The organism is Aeromonas bestiarum, assembly GCF_000819745.1.
GTDB lineage: Bacteria > Pseudomonadota > Gammaproteobacteria > Enterobacterales > Aeromonadaceae > Aeromonas > Aeromonas bestiarum.
This window is the reverse complement of the sequence record NZ_CDDA01000015.1, coordinates 379,975-398,584: the sequence shown is the minus strand read 5'-3', so window position 1 is coordinate 398,584 and position 18,610 is coordinate 379,975. Positions and strand designations below refer to the sequence as shown.

Annotated in this window: 12 protein-coding genes; 2 read left to right on the top strand and 10 right to left on the bottom strand. The window is 61.9% G+C overall.

From position 1 onward, the window contains the following. Window positions 1–83: 83 nt before the first annotated feature. The 8 genes from BN1118_RS08995 to mocA all read right to left on the bottom strand — a co-directional run bounded on the left by BN1118_RS08995 (window position 84) and on the right by mocA (window position 14,005). Window positions 84–1,385, bottom strand: coding sequence for an NCS2 family permease (locus BN1118_RS08995; RefSeq protein ID WP_209428870.1), 1,302 nt, complete (start codon window positions 1,383–1,385; stop codon window positions 84–86). Window positions 1,386–1,756: 371 nt separating this feature from the next. Next, window positions 1,757–3,073, bottom strand: a complete 1,317-nt coding sequence (gene guaD, locus BN1118_RS08990) for a guanine deaminase (protein WP_043555624.1) — start codon at window positions 3,071–3,073, stop codon at window positions 1,757–1,759. Between the two features lie 52 nt (window positions 3,074–3,125). Then, a complete protein-coding gene (locus BN1118_RS08985; protein WP_043555867.1) occupies window positions 3,126–4,655 on the bottom strand; it encodes a nucleobase:cation symporter-2 family protein in 1,530 nt (509 codons plus the stop codon). A 95-nt stretch (window positions 4,656–4,750) separates the two neighbouring features. Then, complete coding sequence (locus BN1118_RS08980) at window positions 4,751–7,648, bottom strand: molybdopterin-dependent oxidoreductase Mo/Fe-S-binding subunit (RefSeq protein ID WP_209428866.1); 2,898 nt, start codon at window positions 7,646–7,648, stop codon at window positions 4,751–4,753. Then, window positions 7,645–8,421 carry a molybdopterin-dependent oxidoreductase FAD-binding subunit gene (ygfM, locus tag BN1118_RS08975; protein WP_043555623.1) on the bottom strand — a complete coding sequence of 259 codons (777 nt, stop codon included), beginning with the start codon at window positions 8,419–8,421 and terminating at the stop codon, window positions 7,645–7,647. Before ygfM ends, BN1118_RS08980 begins: the two co-directional genes overlap by 4 nt. A gap of 80 nt (window positions 8,422–8,501) precedes the next feature. Continuing rightward, on the bottom strand, window positions 8,502–9,830 hold the full coding sequence (ssnA, locus tag BN1118_RS08970) for a putative aminohydrolase SsnA (protein WP_043555621.1): 1,329 nt from the start codon (window positions 9,828–9,830) through the stop codon (window positions 8,502–8,504). A gap of 30 nt (window positions 9,831–9,860) precedes the next feature. Beyond that, window positions 9,861–12,971: a putative selenate reductase subunit YgfK gene (ygfK, locus tag BN1118_RS08965; RefSeq protein ID WP_043555620.1), complete on the bottom strand. Its 3,111-nt coding sequence runs from the start codon at window positions 12,969–12,971 to the stop codon at window positions 9,861–9,863. Window positions 12,972–13,372: 401 nt separating this feature from the next. Next, window positions 13,373–14,005, bottom strand: a complete 633-nt coding sequence (mocA, locus tag BN1118_RS08960; RefSeq protein ID WP_080741108.1) for a molybdenum cofactor cytidylyltransferase — start codon at window positions 14,003–14,005, stop codon at window positions 13,373–13,375. Here mocA and yqeC point away from each other — a divergent pair. Next, window positions 14,004–14,858: a selenium cofactor biosynthesis protein YqeC gene (yqeC, locus tag BN1118_RS08955; RefSeq protein WP_052449171.1), complete on the top strand. Its 855-nt coding sequence runs from the start codon at window positions 14,004–14,006 to the stop codon at window positions 14,856–14,858. The genes mocA and yqeC overlap by 2 nt on opposite strands. A 27-nt stretch (window positions 14,859–14,885) precedes the next feature. Then, a complete protein-coding gene (yqeB, locus tag BN1118_RS08950) occupies window positions 14,886–16,478 on the top strand; it encodes a selenium-dependent molybdenum cofactor biosynthesis protein YqeB (RefSeq protein WP_043555618.1) in 1,593 nt (530 codons plus the stop codon). Between the two features lie 73 nt (window positions 16,479–16,551). Here yqeB and BN1118_RS08945 read toward each other — a convergent pair whose 3' ends face one another. Together BN1118_RS08945 and arcC are read right to left on the bottom strand one after the other, a co-directional pair. Beyond that, window positions 16,552–17,475: a DMT family transporter gene (locus BN1118_RS08945; RefSeq protein ID WP_043555617.1), complete on the bottom strand. Its 924-nt coding sequence runs from the start codon at window positions 17,473–17,475 to the stop codon at window positions 16,552–16,554. Window positions 17,476–17,629: 154 nt separating this feature from the next. Beyond that, window positions 17,630–18,562 carry a carbamate kinase gene (gene arcC / locus BN1118_RS08940; RefSeq protein ID WP_043555615.1) on the bottom strand — a complete coding sequence of 311 codons (933 nt, stop codon included), beginning with the start codon at window positions 18,560–18,562 and terminating at the stop codon, window positions 17,630–17,632. Window positions 18,563–18,610 lie beyond the last annotated feature (48 nt).

Sequence of the window (18,610 nt, the reverse complement as noted above, 5' to 3'; positions counted from 1 at the left end):
GGTACCTGCCGCGGCTGAAAAGCATCGGGGGCCACCTACCGGTGGCCCCCGATGAGACGCTCGCAATGACACAAGCCCCTGGACTAGATGGCCCAGCCACCGGCGTAGAAGAGCACCAGCGCCAGGGCGATGATGACGGTGCCGACGTTGAGCTTGCGCCACTCGTTGGAGCAGATGCGGCCTATCACCAGGGCGCTGAAGCCCAGCATGATGCCGGTGACTATGTTGCAGGTGAGCACGATGAAGACGGCGCACAGCAGGCCGGACATGGCCCCGACGAAGTCATCGAAGTCGAGCCGGGCGACGTTGCTCAGCATCAGGAGTCCCACGTACATCAGGGCCGGAGCCGTAGCATAGGCCGGCACCAGGTAGGAGAGTGGCGAGAGGAACAGCATCAGCAGGAACAAGGCTCCCACCACGGTGGCGGTGAGGCCGGTCTTGCCGCCCGCGGCCGTGCCCGCCGCCGATTCGATATAGACGGCGGCCGGCGCAGCCCCCACCAGACCGGAGAAGATGCTGCTGATGGAGTCGGCGCTGAGCGCCTTGCCGCTGTTGATGATATGGCCATCCTTGTCCAGCAGATTGGCCTGCCCCGCCACCGCCCTGATGGTGCCGGTGGCATCGAACACGGCCGTCATCACCAGCGCCAGCACGCTTGGCAGAACCAGCGGCGAGAGCGCCCCCATGATGTCCAGACTGAAGATGAGGGACTTGCCCTGCTCATAGGCCAGACTCGGCATGGCAAACAGCCCCTGATACGTCACCGCCGGATCGAAGATGAGGCCGAAGAGGGAGATGGCGATGATCACCAAGAGGATCCCGCCCGGCACCTTGAGCTTCTCCAGCCCGACGATCACCGCCAGGCCGATGAGGGACATGATGACCGGCATGGAGGTAAAGGCCCCCAGCGCCACCGGCAGCCCCTCCAGCGGGTTCTTGATCACCAGCCCCACCCCGTTGGCAGCGATGAGCAGCAGGAAGAGCCCTATGCCGATGCCGGTACCGTGGGCTATCCCCATCGGCAGGTTGTCGAGGATCCAGCTGCGCACCCCGGTCACCGAGATGGCGGTAAACAGCACCCCCATCAGGAAGACGGCGCCGAGCGCCACCGGAATGGAGATGTGCTGCCCCAGCACCAGGCTGAAGGCGGTAAAGGCGGTGAGCGAAATGGCGCAGCCGATGGCCATGGGCAGCTTGGCCCAGAGCCCCATCAGGAGCGAGCCAAAGCCCGCCACCAGACAGGTGGCCACGAACACGGCGCCGGGGGGAAAGCCCGCCTTGCCGAGCATGCCGGGCACCACTATCACCGAGTAGACCATGGCGAGGAAGGTGGTGAGCCCGGCCAGCACCTCCTGGCGCACATTGCTGCCCCGCTCGCTGATCATGAAGTAGCGATCCAGCGCACCGGTTGAGGACGGCTGTCGCCCCGATGCCTCACCCTGGCCACTGGCCGCCTCTTTCACACTGTTTGTCCTGCTTGCCTGGGTCATAACCCACTCCTTCCAGCATCCCTGAATATGTGTGACGAAATGGCGGCCCGTGCCGTGGCTCTGTCATGCCACGATCGCAGGCGATATGGTGTTCGGAAGATCGACAAACGTTTGCTTTGCTGATCAAAAAAACCGGGCCATTTCACCTTCTGTTGCGGGGAAACCTTCCCCGCGCTTGCTTGCTCGCTTGCTTAAGTGCCGGCCTCCCTGTGGGCCCGCCAGCCACCGTATTTTATGGGGCTGCGCCCAGGCAGCCCCCTCCATCCCTAGCCCCGTTCGTGTACCAGCTGGCCATCCACATAGGTGCGGTAGATGGATCTGTCATCCCCCAGGGTCAACAGCACAAACAGCTTGTCCCGCAAGGTGGTGGAGTTGTCATAACGCAGCTGCTGCAACGGGGTGGCGACCGGGTCGAGCACCACGAAGTCCGCCTCCTTGCCGATGGCAAAGCTGCCAATCTTCTCGTCCAGCCCCAGCGCATGGGCGCCGCCCAGGGTGGCGAGATAGAAGGCCTGATAGGCCGAGAGGCGCTCCCCCTGCAGTTGCATCACCTTGTAAGCCTCGTTGAGGGTCTGCAGCATGTTGAAGGTGGTGCCGGCGCCGATGTCGGTGCCCATGCCCACCTTTACCTGCTTGCGCCACGCCTTGTGCAGCTTGAAGAGCCCGCTGCCCAGATAAAGGTTGGAGGTGGGGCAGAAGGCGATGGTGGAGCCGGTCTCTTTCAGGCAATCCCACTCCTGCTCCTCCAGATGGACGCAGTGGGCAAAGACGCAGTTGTGACCGGTGAGGCCGTGCTGGTGATAGACATCGAGATAGCCCTGATGCTCTGGGAACAGAGATTTGACCCAGGCTATCTCGTCCTTGTTCTCGCACAGGTGGGTGTGCAGGTAGGTGGTCGGGTACTCTTCGCGCAGTCGTCTCGCCATCGCCAGCTGCGCCGGGGTCGAGGTGGGGGCAAAGCGCGGCGTGATGGCGTAGAGCAAGCGGCCATTGCCGTGCCAGCGCTCGATAAGTGCCTTGCTCTGTTCATAACTGCTCTGCGCGGTATCCAGCAGATAGTCAGGGGCGTTACGATCCATCATCACTTTGCCGGCGATCATCCGCATGTTGATGCGGCTCGCCGCCTCGAACAGGGCATCCACCGACTCGGGGTGGACTGTGCCGAACACCAGCGCCGTTGTGGTGCCGTTTCGCAGCAGCTGCTTGATGAAGAAGGTGGACATCTCGCGGGCGTACTCGAGGTCGTTGTAGCGCCGCTCGGCCGGGAAGGTGTGGCGGTTGAGCCACTCCAGCAGTTGCTCGCCATAGGCCCCCACCATCTCGCTTTGCGGGTAGTGAATGTGGGTATCGACGAAGCCAGGCACTATCATCTTGCCGCGATAGTCCCGCACCCGCACCTCGGCCGGAATGCGCTCCCGGCCCTCCTCCCACTGACCGAACCAGTCGATACAGCCGTTGCGAATGATCAGCAGGCCGTCTTCGATGAGGCGGGCATTGGGCTCTATCTCCTCGGGCTGGTCCACCACCCGGCTGATGTCGAAGAAACTGCCGCGCACCGCTTTGACGGAGTTGTCGTTTTTCATAACCGTGTCCCTGTTTCTCTTGTTCTGTTGACGTTTTTTGTCGGTTTAACCGTCAGATCCGTTCCACTTGTGGCGCCACCACTTGCCCGGGCACGTCGTCCTGTGAGCCCTGTGGCTCACTCTTCCTGCCCCCCGGCTGACCCGTGTTGCGGGCGGTGAAGATCACATCCGGTTTGTCGCTGAGCTGGATCAGCTCCACCGCCTCGGCATCCCTGGCAGCCGCCTTGCGTTTGCGACTTTGGGGCAGCACCAGGTTCATGATGATGGCGGTGATGCCGCCGGCGCAGATGGGGTTCTCCACCAGCATGTAGAGCCCGGCCGGCAGCACCTTGAAGACGTTCGGGTCGTAAGATACGCCGAGCCCCAAGCCGAGCGAGGTGGCGACTATCAGGGTCTCGCGCCGATCGAAGCCGTGGCTGATGATGATGCGGCCACCGGCGATGGCGATCATGGAGAACATGATGGTCATGGCGCCCCCCATCACCGGCGAAGGAATGGTGGTGAAGAAGCGTCCCACCACCGGGAAGAGGCCCAGCAGCACCAGGATGACGGCGATGAATTTGCCCACGTGGCGCGACGCCACCCCGGTCATCTGGATGACGCCATTGTTCTGGGCGAAGGTGGTGAGCGGCAGGGAGCCGAGCGCCGAGGCGATCACCGACACCAGGCCGTCCGCCAGTACGCCGCCACTGAGGCGTTTTTGAAACTCGGGGCCCTGGATATCCCGGTGGGAAACCATGGCGGTGGCCGTGATGTCCCCCACCGCCTCCAGCACGCTCAACAGATAGATGGTGCCGGCCAGCACGAAGGCGTGAAAATCGAAGGAGAAACCATATTTGAACGGCACGGGAATGGTGACCAGGGGGAGGTTTTCCAGCGCCGAAAAATCCACCATGCCGAGCATCAGGGCCACCGCATAGCCCACCATCAGGCCGATGGCGATCCCGCTCATACGCAGCAAGGGGCTTCGGCTGCAGTTGAAGGCAACGATGACGCAGAGCACCAGCAGCCCCAGGCCGATGTTCTCGTATTTGCCAAAGGTGCCGCTGCTCATGGCGGAGAAGCCGCCGCCAAAGTCGATGATCCCCACCTTGATAAGGCTCAGACCAATCATCAACACTACTACCCCGCTCACGGTCGGGGTGATCACCCGCTTGAGGTAGGGCAGCACGAAGGAGGAGCCCACCACCAGAAAGGCCCCGACGAAGGAAACCCCCAGCAGGGTCGAGACGATCAGCTCCTCGTGCAGGCCATCCTTTTTCATGGCGCTGCCGAGCGCGATCATCACGGTGACGAAGGAGAAGTTGACCGATTGTATGGAGAGCAGGCCCGATCCTATGGGGCCGTAGCGGTTCACCTGCAACCAGGTGCCGATACCGGAGGCGATCATCGCCATGGAGACCAGATAGGCGGTGGTTTCGGTGGAGAGCCCGAGGGCCCCGCCGACGATCAGCGCCGGGGTCACCATGGGCACGAAGATGGCCAGCAGGTGGGTCACGGCGCCCATCAGGGTTTGATAGAAGGGGGGCTTGTCGTCCAGCGCGTAAATCAGATCCGAGTGCTTGCGTGTTGTTTTAGACATCATGTTTGTCCCATCACACAGAATGTGGGCGGAGTACTCATTCCGCCGTCAGGTGCTGGGGGCGAGCCTGTGCCCGCCCCTCACCTTTTCTTTTGTTATGCCGACTCTTTCTGCTCCAGCTTGCCCAGTTCGCGCAGGATCTGCTCCGGCGTGAAGTGCCACTTGCGCAGCCAGACACCGCAGGCGTCATGGATGGCGGTGGCGATGGCGGGCGCGGCCCCGTTGACCCCTATCTCCGAGATGGACTTGGCGCCGTAGGGGCCGACCTTGTCATCGCTCGGCACCAGGAAGGCCCGAAAATCGCGCGGAATGTCGCCAATCTTGGGGGCGCCATAGCTCTTGAGATCCCGGGTGAGCGGAATGCCCCTGCCGTCGTAGCAGATCTCCTCCGTCATGGTGTGGCCGATTGCCCGCATGGTGGCACCATAGATCTGGCCGAGTGCCAGCTCCGGGTTGATGGGGGTGCCGCAGTCGAGCAGGGCGTAGAACTTGTCGAGCCGGATCTCGCCCGTTCTGACGTTGACCGCCACCTCGGCGAAGTTGGCCCCGTACGGGAAGGCGAGCTCCGAGGTGATGTAGCTGGCGGTGCCCACCAGAATGCCGAAACCGGTGCCTGTCTCGGACTTGTGGGCAATCTTGGCAAAGGAGACCTCCCCCAGCTTGCCACGCACCAGGCCCGGGAACTCCAGCGCCACCTCCTCTACCGGCTCGCCCAGCATGGCGGCGCCGTGGAACAGGATCTTCGCCTTGAGGTTCTCGGCCGCCATCTTGGCCGCGTTGCCGGAGAAGCAGGTACCGGACGAGGCATAGGCCCCCTTGTCGAACAGGGCGTGATCCGTGTCGCCAGAGATCACATGCACATCGCTGAGCGGGCAACCCAGCACCTCGGCGGTCAGCTTGGCCACCACTGTATCCAGGCCGGTGCCGATATCGGCGCCACCTGAGTGGACGATAAAGGTGCCGTCCGATTCCAGCTTGACCATGCAGTTGGCCTGATCGATATCGGGGATCCCCGATTTTTGCATGATGATGGCGACGCCACGACCGATGCGCCAATCCCCGTCGGCGGGTTTGGGGCTATCCCAAGCGATGAGCTCCCGTCCCTGCTTGAGGATGGGCTCGAGTGCGCAGCTGGCGGCGTGGGGCACAGAAGTAGGCATCTTGCCCTCGCCAATGGCCCCCAGCACCTTGAGGATGTCCCCTTCGTGCACCCGGTTGTGCTCCACCATGTCGAGCTGATCGATCCCCAGTTTTTCGGCCAGTTCGGCAATGGCCATGGTCAGGGCAAAGTTACCCTTGGGCGCACCGTAACCCTGATAGGCCCCGGTCGGGCAGATGTTGCTGTAGTAGGTGTTGACGGTAAAGCGCACGTTGTCGCACGGATAGAGCGGCAAAGAGAGCGCCGGGCCGTTGCTCGGCACCGTCAATGAGTGGTTGCCGTAAGGGCCGGTGTTGGCACGAAAATCCATGTCGATGGCGGTAATGGTGCCATCTTTTTTGGCCCCCACTTTCACCTTCACCTTGGCCACGTGGCGGGAGGTGTTGCTGATGAACTCCTCTTCACGGGTGTAGCGGAAGGTGACCGGACGGCCGGTGACCTTGGTCGCCCAGGCGCACACCTCTTCCAGCAGGATATCTTGCTTGGAGCCAAAGCCGCCCCCTACCCGCTCCTTGATCACATGCACCTGATGTTGCTTGAGGCCGACGATGCGCGCTACCTGACGGCGTACGTGCCACGGCACCTGAGTGGAGGCGTGGATCACCAGACGATCCCCATCCATGTAGGTAAAGCAGATGTGCGGCTCGGTCGGGCACTGCTGGGCCTGAGTCGATTCGTAGGTGCGCTCGACAATCTCGTCCGCCTCGGCAAAGCCTTTTGCCACGTCACCAATCTGACCATGGACGCTGGCGGCGATGTTCTCGTGCGGGCGGGAGCCGATGGGGAAGTTGATGATCATGTGCTCGTCGCCACGGCGTACCGAGCATGCGTTCTGCTGCTCGAGATCCGCTGGCGCACCCGCCATGTAGAGGATGGGTTCGTCGTGCACCAGGGGTGCATTGGGGGCCATCGCCTGGTCTATGTTCATGACCGCTGGCAGCACCTGATACTCCACCTCGATGAGTTTCAGCGCAGCCAGCGCGATCGCTTCGCTCTCGGCCACCACAGCGGCGACCCGATCACCGACGTGGCGCACCTTGCGGCTGAACATGCGGCGATCGAGCGGTGACGGCTCGGGCGCACTCTGACCACCCGGGGTGTAAAACACATCCGGGCAGTTGAGATGGGTAATGACATGCACCACACCCGGCATGGCTTCGGCGCGGCTCACATCGAGTTTGGTGATCACCGCATGGGGATGGGGGCTGCGCAGCATCTTGATGATCAGCGCATCCTCGGTAACCCTGTCCTCCACGTAGCAGGGCTTGGCCTGCACCATCTTGGCGGCGTCTACTTTCGGGCAGCTCTTGCCGATATGGCGCAGATCGTCTCGAAACTCCGGGGCTATCTGGCACAGATAATCGGGATCCTTCATCCGCGAGCAGGCAAGATCTATGGCCTGATAGAACTGCTGGTAACCGCCATCGCGGTGAAACAGGCCCGAGAGGGCATCGTCGATTTGATCACGGGTGGGCTCGGGATGGCGATCAAGCAGGTCGGTAACAATCAGCGCGGCGGCCGGATCGTTGTAACCGGACTGCACCACCCCCACATCCACCATCGCCTGCTGCACCAGACTTAAGCGATCCCAGCTGCCCAGCGACTCGGCTGTGCGCACCTGCGCTCCCTCCAGCTGGGCGGCGATCAGCAGAGAGGCGTTGATCACCTTGCCGTTGAAGAGGATGGCGTCGGAGCCAGCGAAACCGAAGCCGTCGTCGCTGTTGCGCACCGAGTGCATCCGGCACTGGTTGAACAGCACCCGCTGGGCATTGTCACCGGCCTTGCAGATGACGGTACGCAGGGCACCATTCAGGGTAAAGTTGAGTTCCATCATGCTTGCACCTCCTGCTGCTGGCAGTCCACCAGCAGATCTGCCACCACCACGCCGCTGATATAGCGTTTGTAGGCCACGCTGCCCGTCAGATCGGCGCGCGGGATCAATATCTTGCTGACGGCCGCTTCCAGCGCCCCGTCATGGAGATCGTGGCGCTCCACGTCTCGCAATCGCATCGGCTGCGGCGTGACGCCAGCCAGGGCGACCCGCATCTCGCCAATGCTGTCGAGGGCCACGGCGGCCGTCATCACCGCCAGCCCGTCGGCGTTGCGGCTGATGCGGCGGGTGGCGCAGCGCAGTTCAGGCTCCGGCAGCACAATCCCCAGAATGAGCGCATTGCGCTGCCCCGCCAGATAGGCGTCTATGGGTTGCAGCTGGTTGTTCTCCAGCACTACCACGGCTTCGAGCACCAGCAGCACCGGCAGCAGCGGGGAGTCCTGCTGCTGGCAGGCAAGCTCGCCGCCGAGGGTGGCCTGATTGCGCAGATGGCGGGAGTAGACAAAGCCCAGCGCCTCGCACAGGGCGGCCGGGGTACGGGGGTCATCTTTCAAGGTCTGCAGGGTAACTGTGGCGCCGATATGGAGCTGGCCGTGCTGCTGTTCAATCTGGCCAAGTCCCAGCCGGGCCAGCGAGATGGCGACCTTCTTGTCGGTGCGGGTCGGGGCGGCGTTGAGCTTGCTGCCGCCCCCCATGTAGACGGCGTCGCTGCCAAAGCGGGCCTTGAGTTCCAACGCCTGACCCAGTTGCTCGGGTCGGAAGAATTGCTCAATCATGTGTCGTCCTCACTCTTGCTGCCCGCCGCCGGGGCTATCCACTGGGCGGGCAATGCGGTCCAAAACCGTGGAAGGTGGCCTTAGGCCAGCTGATCCATCCGTTGCCACAGGCGGCTCGCCACCTTGCTGGCCTGCTCATAAAGGGGCGCGACATCGAACGGGAACTCGCGATCCTGATAGACCATGCGCCCCTCCACCATCACGCTGTTGACCGAGGATGAGCCCATGCCGAAGGCGAGATGGCCGCCTAGGTTGCGCGGGGCCAGCGGGGTCGGTGCGGCGTAGTCGCAAATGGTGAGGTCGGCCTTGTAACCCGGCTCCAGGCGGCCAAATTTGGCGCCGAAGTTGCGCTCCAGCAGGCGGTTGCCGTTCCACAGGAAGCGGGCAAAGCTGTCTGGCCACAGCGCGCCGCCGGCATCCTTGTGCTTGAAGTAGGCAAACTTGAGCTCTTCGAGCATGTCGGAGCCGATGCCATCGGTACCGAGCGCCAGGTTGCGGTATTCCGGCAGGTGCAGGTTGTAGCCCACGTGGTTGTTCATGTTGGAACGGGCGTTGTGCACCAGGAAGGCATCGCGGCTGTTGAGCAGCTCGATGTCGGCCGGGCTCAGGTAGATGCCGTGGGCGATCAGAGTCTTGCTGTCGACAAGATCAAACTCGTCCAGCCGGGCGATGGGCTCCTTGCCATGGTGGTGGTGGCCGTGGGCCATGTCGTATCTGTCTTCCGCCACATGGATATGCAGCCCGCGACCGGTGACCTGCACCGCTTCGCGCAGCATGGCCAGCCCCTCGTCGGGCACGGTGAAGGGGGCGTGAGCGCCGATATGAGCCTCCACCAGATAGGGTTCGCTCCCCTTGGCCTTGGCGGCATCGATCTGTTGGGCGAACAATATGTTCTCCTCCACCCCGGCCTGCAGCTCGGCGAGGCCGCCGTTGCGATCCGTGGTCTCGAAGCAGGTCATGCCGCGCAGACCCGCCTCCACAAACCCTTTTCGCAGCACGTTCAGGGACCCCTTGATGAAGTTGGGCGAGGCGTGGTGGTCGATCACCGCGCTGCAGCCGCTCTTGATCGCTTCCAGCGAGCAGATGAGGCCGCTGTAGTAGAGGGACTCTTCATCGAGCGCCCGATCCAGCCGCCACCAGAGGTTTTTCAGGGTGGAGATAAAGTCCGGGCAGGGGGCTATGTTGGCCATGATCCCCCGCGACAGGCCGGAGTAGAAGTGGTTGTGGGCACAGACGATGCCCGGCATCACCAGCTTGCCGCCCATCTCCCGATAGTTGGCCTGCGGGTAGAGGGCCCGCAGATTGGGCCCCACCGCTTTGATAAGCGATCCTTCGATGGCGATATCCACCCCTTCCAGCACCCGGGTCGGTTCCAGCTGGACGGCGGTGACGTTTTTTAGAATAAACATGGTTTGCTCCTTCGCTTATTCGTTATTCGCTCAGGCCGCGACGGCCCCCAGCAGGTAGTGGTGATGGGCGTGGACATGGCTGATGATGCGGCACATGTCAGCGAGCGCCTCGGGGGCATCCTGGATCCGGCTCTGCTCGTCTATGGTCAGGCGATAGGTCTCGCCACCCTGACGCACCCTCAGCTCGCCACCATCCGCCAGATAGAAACCGGGGTTGCGGCTGTTGTCGAAGTCCTCGGGCAGGCTGAAGATGGTGACCTTGTCCTGATAGGGCTTGCCCTGCCAGGGGCAGAACTGGGCGCAGTTGCCGCACTCGTTGCAGTAGGCATCCAGGTGCAGGGTCTGGAATTGGTCCTTGAAGCCCGGCACGGCTATGGCGACGTTGGCCCGGTTGGGGCAGACATCCACGCACTTGCTGCAGAGGTAGTTGCACTCGAGGCAGCGGTGCGCCTCTTGCGCCACGAAGGCCTCCCGCTCGCCCTTGTCGACCAGGGTGACGGTAATGCTTCCCTTACGGCGGTAGATCTCGTCCTTGCCCGACGGCTGGATTGACACCTCGGTCTGGCTTCCGGCGATATGCTCGCGGGCCAGTACCAGATCCGCGGCGCGGCGGGCACCACCGATGGCCGCGACTATGGAAGACGGGCCGCTCTGCACGTCACCGATCAGGAAGACGTTGCGACGGCTGGTTTCGCCAGTCTGGCTATCCACCTCGGGCCAGCCATCGCTGCCAAGAGGAATGCCCATGGCTTTGAGCACTTCGCAATCAGGCTGTTCGCCGATGGCGGTGATCAGCGCATCCATCTGCATCACTTCTGTCTGATCTGTGGGTACCGGACGGCGGCGGCCCTGTTCGTCAGGATCCCCCAGCGCCATCATCCGCACGACAAGCTTGCCATCTTTGTCAAAGCGCTCCGGATTGGTGAGGAAGCAGAAACGTACCCCATCCTCCACCGCTTCCAGATATTCTTCGCGATAGGCGGGCATCTCTTTCTCGCTGCGGCGGTAGATCACGGTCACATCGCTGACACCCGGCACCTTGAGGGCCGCGCGGGCGCAGTCCATAGCGGTGTTGCCCGCCCCGATCACAGCCACATGGCGGCCGAGCGGCAGCGGTTTACCCTGATTGAAACTGCGCAGGAAGTTAAAGGATTTGTAGACCCGATCATGACCCCCTTCGAGGCGCATGCCGCCATTCTTGTCGGCACCGATACCGACGAAGACATAGGTAAAGCCCTGGGCGTGCAGCTTGTCGACGGTGAGCGCCGGATCGCAGCCAAACTCGAACTTGACCCCGTGGGCGGCGACAAAGTCGATATCGTGCTGGATCAGCTCGGCCGGAATGCGGAACTCGGGGATGATGCGCTTGACCACGCCACCGGCATCGGCTTCACGCTCGAACACAGTGACCGGATGACCGGCACGGGCCAGGAAGTAACCGGCGGAGAGACCGGCCGGGCCAGCACCAATAACCGCAACCGGGTGCTTGTCACCGCTGCCTGCCGGTTTGTGCCAGCGCGCCTTGTACCCTTCCCAGCCGCGCTCCAGCGCTACTTTTTTCAGCTCACGGATATTGAGCGGGCTGTCGTAGTCGAGACGGGTGCAGTTGTACTGGCACTGGTGATCGCAGATATGGCCTGTGATGGCGGGCAAGGCGTTGCGCTGATAAATCAGCTCAAGGGCAGCGACATACTCCCCCTCGCCCATCAGGCGAATGTACTCGGGGATATCCTGATGCACGGCGCAGGCGGTGACGCAGGGCGCCACGTAGCAATCGGTCATCGGCAGGCCGCCGCCCACTTCGATACGATCGTCGGACTTCCACTCCTTCTGGGTGTAATCCATGGTGAGGGCCTTGGCGGCAAGCGCCTCCAGCTTGGCCACATCCACCTGACTCATGCCCCAACTATCGGAAGCGTCGATCTCTTTGAGGCACTCAATCTGGCGCAGGTAGCCACCCGGTTTCAGCAGGTCGGTGGCCATGGTAATGGGGCGAATACCGGTCTCGAAGATCTCCGCGATGTTGAACTTGCTGGCGCCGCCCGAGTAGGAGATGGGCAACTTGCCATCGAAGGCGCGTGACAGCACGGCGGCCACGTTGATGGAGAGGGGGAACAGCGCCCGGCCGGACATATACATCTCATCGCCGGGCAGCGCCCCCTTACGGTTGATAGTCCCGAGCGTGTTGGTCAGCTTGACCCCAAAGGTGAGCCCCTTCTCGGCCCCCAGCGCCATCAATCGGGTCAGCATCGCCTTGGCCTGATCCAGCTTGAGGTCGTGATCGAACGACTCTTCGCTCAGACCAATGTAATCAAAGCCACAGGTGTCGAGGATCTCGCGTACCCGCGGGTAACCCAGCAGGGTCGGGTTGAGTTTGACGAAAGTGTTAAGCCCCTTCTCTTCCAGCATGTAGCGGCAGATGGCCTCAATCTCGTTGGGCGGGCAGCCGTGCATGGTAGAGAGGGTAACGCCATGCACCAGATTGGCCGGAATACGATCCACCAGCTGTTGCAGGCGGTCACGGCGGGCACCCAGTCCCAACTCGGCGATAAACTGCTCGTCGGCAACCAGTTCGCGCAGCGCTTGCTGGTACTCGGCAAATTTCGGGCTGGTGCTGGCATCCTTCAAGCTGTGGATGAACTGCTGCATCGGCGGCTGTTTGATGCCATCGAGGTTGTAACCCACGCTCATGTTGAAAATGAAGGACTTGGCCTCCCCTTCCAGACGGGGATCAAACACCTCTTCCAGCAGATAGAGGGCAAACCAGGCTTTCAGGTACTCATCGAACGCCTTGGGCAGAGTGAACTCGGTAGACCACTCGGTGTTGAAGCACTCATCCTCGGCATCGATGCAGGGCTTTGCCAGTTCAAGACGGTCCAGGATCTGCACCGTCTTGAGCTCGATAAAGCGCCCGCCGGTCAGCCAGGAGGTGACGATATTCTGGGCCAGCTGGGTATGGGGGCCAGCCGCCGGACCGATGGGGGTTTCGCAGGTTTCACCGAACACCTTGATCTTGCGCTCGTCCTGCTTGCGATAGAATTGCGCGGCGGGAATACCGAAAATGCTCTGACTCTCTTTATATTCCGCGAAAATACGGGTCAGAAGGTTCTTGAACGGAACGGGTCGCATAATATCGCCCATGATGATCTCCTTGCAGCGGCTCTGCTCATTGACTGGGTGAATAAATGGGGCTCATTCACGAGACAGCCCCTTGAAACAGACAAGAGCAACAATCAGGCCAGTGCTGGCAAATTTAATTATGTGAGCGTAAAAGCGTGAGGCACCTCGAATTAATGAAATATCGACATGCAATACCTGTTTCGGGGATGAGAGCGGCTATCAATAACGCACATTAATCACGTTGAAATAGCGATAGATGCTGAGAATGTCTCACATTGGCGGGGTCGAATATCAGTTTGATAATCTCGTTTCGCCTGCCTTTATCAGGCCACGCAGGGTGATAATGTCGGCCACCACACCGTGTTCGACCTGGCTTTACTCGTCATAATTATGCACTGACATGCATTTGATAATAGCCAGGCTCAGCCAGCGTCGTCTGCCCGCAGCAGCGCCTGATAACGCTCAGGGGTGTCCACATCCAGCAGGATGGCGTCACTTTGCACCTCGACGAAGCGATGGGGATGTGCCATCAGCCAGCGGCGGATCGAGCCTTGTACCGGCGCCTCGGCCAGCGCCTTGCCAAGGGATGATGGCAGCAATACCGGGTGCCCTGACTCGCCCCGATGACGGGGAAAAAGTGTGTGGGGACCCCGTGCCTGCCAGAGCGTCTGGTAGACATCGGGGGGAATGCAGGGCAGATCACCGTGGGAGATGAAGAGGTAGTCGCTGCTGCTGGCCGCCAGTGCCAGCCGGATGGAGCTGCCGAGCCCCTGTGCATAATCATGGTTTTCCACCAGCAGGATCTCGGGTCTCTCTGCATAGCGCGCCATCAGCTCGTCACCGCGATGCCCCACCACCAGAATAATCCGGTCACAGAAAGCGAGGGCATTTTTGAGACTCTCATCAAGAATCGTGCTCTGGCGATACGGTAGCATCAGTTTCCACGCGCCCATTCGCGACGAGAGGCCGGCCGCCGTTATTATGCAGTCGCATCTCGCTCTGGAATGACAGTGCTGTTCACTGCCTGCGCCCTTATTTGAATCGGTCGTTGCCATGCCCATCCCCTCACCTGTCCAGCGTGCCTTTCCCGATATTGAGACACTATTAAACCCGCTCACCGAAAATATAGATAGCCGTACCACCTTAATTAGCCTCTGCGGCGCAGGCGGCAAAACCAGCACCCTGTTCTGGCTGGCGGAATATTTTTATAAACAGGGTAAAAGGGTGCTAATTACCACCACCACCCGGATGTTTCTGCCAGCCCCGTCACACTATCGGGAATTGATCCTGGAAGCCGATCCCGTCCGCCAGCTGACCCGCTGTCAGCAACTCCCCGATGAACCGACCCTGATCGCCCTGTTCAGCCATATTGATCAGGCCAGCGGCAAGGTGGCGGGCCCCACACCCCAGCAGATTGATCTCATCAAGGGGCAGCAGCGCTTCGATCTCATCCTGGTCGAAGCGGATGGCGCCAATCACAAGTTATTGAAAGTGCCCGCTTTGCACGAACCTTGCATTCCCCAAAGCAGTGATTGGGTGATCGCCCTGACGGGCGGCGCCATGGTGGGAGCCAAGGCCGACCCGCAGCAGATCCACCGCTGGGCCGAATTCCAGGCCCTGTGCGGGATAGAGGCCGGTGACCCGCTCGACTGGGCACTGTTTCACAAGCTGCTCTCCCACCCTCAGGGGGTGTTCAAGGGCACCCCGGCCAGGGCGCGCCGGATCTGGTTTATCAATGGCGATTATCAAAATGAGCCGTCATGGCTACCGCCATTGATAAACCTGCTGGCCCGGCACCCCGAGCTCCACGCCATCTGGCAGGGAGCGGTACGCGAGCCCATCGCCATTCGTCATGTGGTGAGCCAGGCCCCTCTGGATGGCGGACTGGTGGCTTCACCGCGCACATGACCCGTTAAGGATGAAATGAGGTACCTTATGAATCTTTTTTCACACGCAGCCCGACTGGAACAGGAGAACACTCCATTCGCCATTGCCCAGATCATCGAGAGCCGTGGATCCACCCCGCGCCATCAGGCCCAGATGCTGGTGATGGCCGATGGCCAGATCCTCGGCACCATAGGCGGCGGCATGATTGAGCGGCTGGTGATCGAGGAAGCCGTGGCAGCCATTGGTGAGCGCAAGCCACGCATCTTCCACGGCCGCATGGCCCGCAACGGCGAGCATGCGGTGGGCTCGGATTGCGGCGGCGCCATGTCGGTCTATATCGATGTCTACGGCCTGCGCCCCCGTCTGGTATTGATCGGCGCCGGTCACGTCAACCGGGCGCTGGCCCATGCCGCTGCTCCCTTGGGCTTTGATATCCATGTCGGCGACTGCTTCGAGGGGAGCCTCAACCCCGACCACTTCCCCGCAGGTACCCATCTCAAGCAGGCCGATACCATCAGCGCGGTGATCGAGGCGCTGGCCATAGAGCACGCCAACTTCGTCATCATCGCCACCAACCATCAGGACAAGGAGGCGCTGGAGCGGCTCATCACCCGTCCCCTCGCCTATCTGGGGCTGCTCGCCAGCAAGCGCAAGGTGCAGACCTTCACCCAGGCCCTGCGCCAGCAAGGGATAAGCCAGGCGCAGCTGCAACAATTGCACGCCCCCATCGGCTACAACATAGGCGCCGAGACCCCGGAGGAGATCGCCATCAGCATCCTCGCCGAGCTGCTGCAGGTAAAAAACGGCAAATCGGGTGGTCTGATGCAGGATGACGTGCGCCTCAAGCGGGATCGACTGGTGGTGATGCGCGGCTCCGGCGACATAGCCACCGGGGTAGCGCTGCGGCTGCACAATGCGGGCTTCAAGGTGGTGATGCTGGATCTCGACAAACCTACCGTGATCCGCCGCACCGTCGCCTTCGCCCAGGGGATGTTTGACGGTGAAACCAGTGTCGAGGGGGTGCGCGCCAAGCGCGTCGAGAGCGTCGAGCAGGCGTTCGAGCAGCTGGATCTGGGCATCATTCCGCTGCTGGTTGACCCCGACTGCGCCACCCTCACCGAGCTCAAACCGCGCTATCTGGTAGATGCCATCCTCGCCAAGCAGAATCTCGGTACCCACAAGGAGATGGCCCCCATTACTGTGGCCCTCGGTCCGGGTTTTGAGGCGGGTCGCGACTGCGATGCGGTGATCGAGACCAACCGTGGCCACCATCTGGGGCGAGTCATCTATCAGGGCCCCGCCCAACCCAACACAGGCATTCCCGGGGTGATCGAGGGGCACTCCGCCCGCCGGGTGGTGCGCGCCCCCGCCCCCGGGGTGATGAAGAGCCTGATCAAACTCGGCGATCTGGTGCAGGAAGGGGATGTGATAGCCCATGTGGGGGACGCCCCCATTATCGCGCCGCTCTCTGGCATGGTGCGGGGGCTGCTCAGCGATGGCATCGAAGTGCCGGTCGGCTTCAAGATCGGTGACATAGACCCGCGCGGCGAGCGCGCCGATCCCACTACCGTCTCTGACAAGGCACGGGCGATTGGCGGCGCCGTACTGGAAGCCATGATGCACCTGGCACAGCGCAGATAAGCCAGCACAGAAGCGAAAAAGGGCCCGCCATGATGGCGGGCCCTTCTTTGCTATTCCTTTACCTGCGATGGGCTCAACCGTGCTTGACCCGGGTCTCCCCCGCCACCGACACCACGGAACGCTTGCCCTTGCGGCTGATGACAACAAGCGCCAGCACGATAAGCAAAATGCCGCTCCCCTCCACCGGCCCCGGGTTCTCGCCGAGCAGCCACCAGGAGAGCAGCACGCCGGTCACCGGCACCGCCAGGGTGCTGAGCCCGGCAATCCCCGCCGGCAATTTTTTCAGCACAAACAGCCAGAGGCTCCAGGCCAGCGCGGTGGCGAAGATGGCGCTGTAGGCGAGTGCACCAAACACATAAGGCTGCCAGTCGATGGAACGTTCCGGCACCAACGCCGCCACCATCGCCATCACGGCAGTTGCGTAGATCATCTGCCAGGTGGTGAGAGACATCAGATCCACCCCTGGGTGGCGGGCATACATCCTCTTGGCGATGATGGCGCTGATCCCCCAGCAGATGCCGGAGGCTATGCCCAGCAGCGCGCTCTTCATGGAGTCGAGGTGCAGCTGCCAAGGCTCTATCACCAGCAGCAGGCCGCAAGCTGCCACGCCGACCGCCAGATAGTGCAGCCTGCGCATCCGCTCACCGAGAAAGAGGGCCGCGAAGATCACCACCCAGAACGGCATGGTGTAACTCAGAATCGCCACCTTGCCCGCCCCGCCGCTGATGAGCGCCCACTGGGCCAGCCCCACCATGCCGCAGGTCTGGAACAGGGCTATGGCCAGGGTGTAGCGAAACGGGGTGGGTGCGAGGTATTGGCGACCACGCAGGCACTGCACCAACAGCAGCACCAGGGATCCGCACAGGCAGCGCAGGGCGGTGAACTCGAACGCCCCCGCGTAGAGCATCACCTGCTTCATCACTATCCAGCTGTAACTCCAGATGGCGGTGAGCAGGATCAAACCCACCAGCGCCGCCATATTTATCTTTCCACTCATTGCTCTGCCTTGTCGCCTCTGCTGCTGGCCCATCTTATGCCAAGGGGGGCCATCTTACGCCTCTCCTTTCGCCCTGCCCATCGTCGGGTAACGGGTCTGTCTGCCAACACAAAGGGGGCCTTGGGCCCCCTGTTTGCAACCATCAAAGGCGAGGCTACAGGCTGATCAGGGTGCCTGTCTTGCCAGCGATCCCCTCTGCGGCCTTCTCCAGCAAGGTGATCAGGGATTTGCGCCCCGGCAAGGATATGGCGAACGAGAGCGCCGCCTCCACCTTGGGCAGCATGGAGCCCTTGGCAAACTGCCCCTGGGCGATAAAGCCGTTGGCATCGGCCACGCTCAGGGTATCGAGCCACTGCACATCAGGCTTGCCAAAGTTGATGGCAACTTTCTCCACCGCAGTGAGGATGATCAGCATGTCGGCATCAATCAGTTCCGCCAGCTTGGCACTGGCCCAATCCTTGTCGATCACTGCGCTGGCACCGCGCAGGTGATTGCCCTCCCGCAGCACAGGGATGCCGCCCCCGCCGACGGTGATCACCACTTGCCCGGCGGCCAGCATGGCGGAGACTGTCTCTTTCTCTATGATGTCGATGGGTTTGGGGGATGCCACCACCCGACGATAACCACGACCGGCGTCCTCCTTGAGGTGCTCACCCTGCGCCATCAGTACCTCGGCCTCCTCTTTGCTGAAGAAGCCGCCGATGGGTTTGCTGGGATCGAGGAAGGCGGGATCGTTTTTATCCACCTCAACCTGAGTCACCAGGGTGGCGACCGGCTTGTGAATGCCGCGCGCCAGCAGGGCCTCGCGCAGGGCGTTTTGCAGGTCATAACCGATATAACCCTGGCTCAGGGCCACGCAGACCGACATGGGCAGATGGGGAGCTTTGGAGTCGTGGCGGGCCGCCACCTCGAATGCCTGCTGGATCATCCCCACCTGGGGGCCGTTGCCGTGGGTCACCACCACCTCATGCCCCTGAGCAATCAGGCCGGCTATGGTGTGCGCCGTGCTCTGCACCGCCTTCATCTGCTCGGGCAGGTTGTTGCCAAGGGCATTGCCACCCAGAGCCAGTACGATTCGCTGTTTCATCTTGTTATCTCCAGTGATGAGACAAACCGGTGCGATACCGGCCCACCT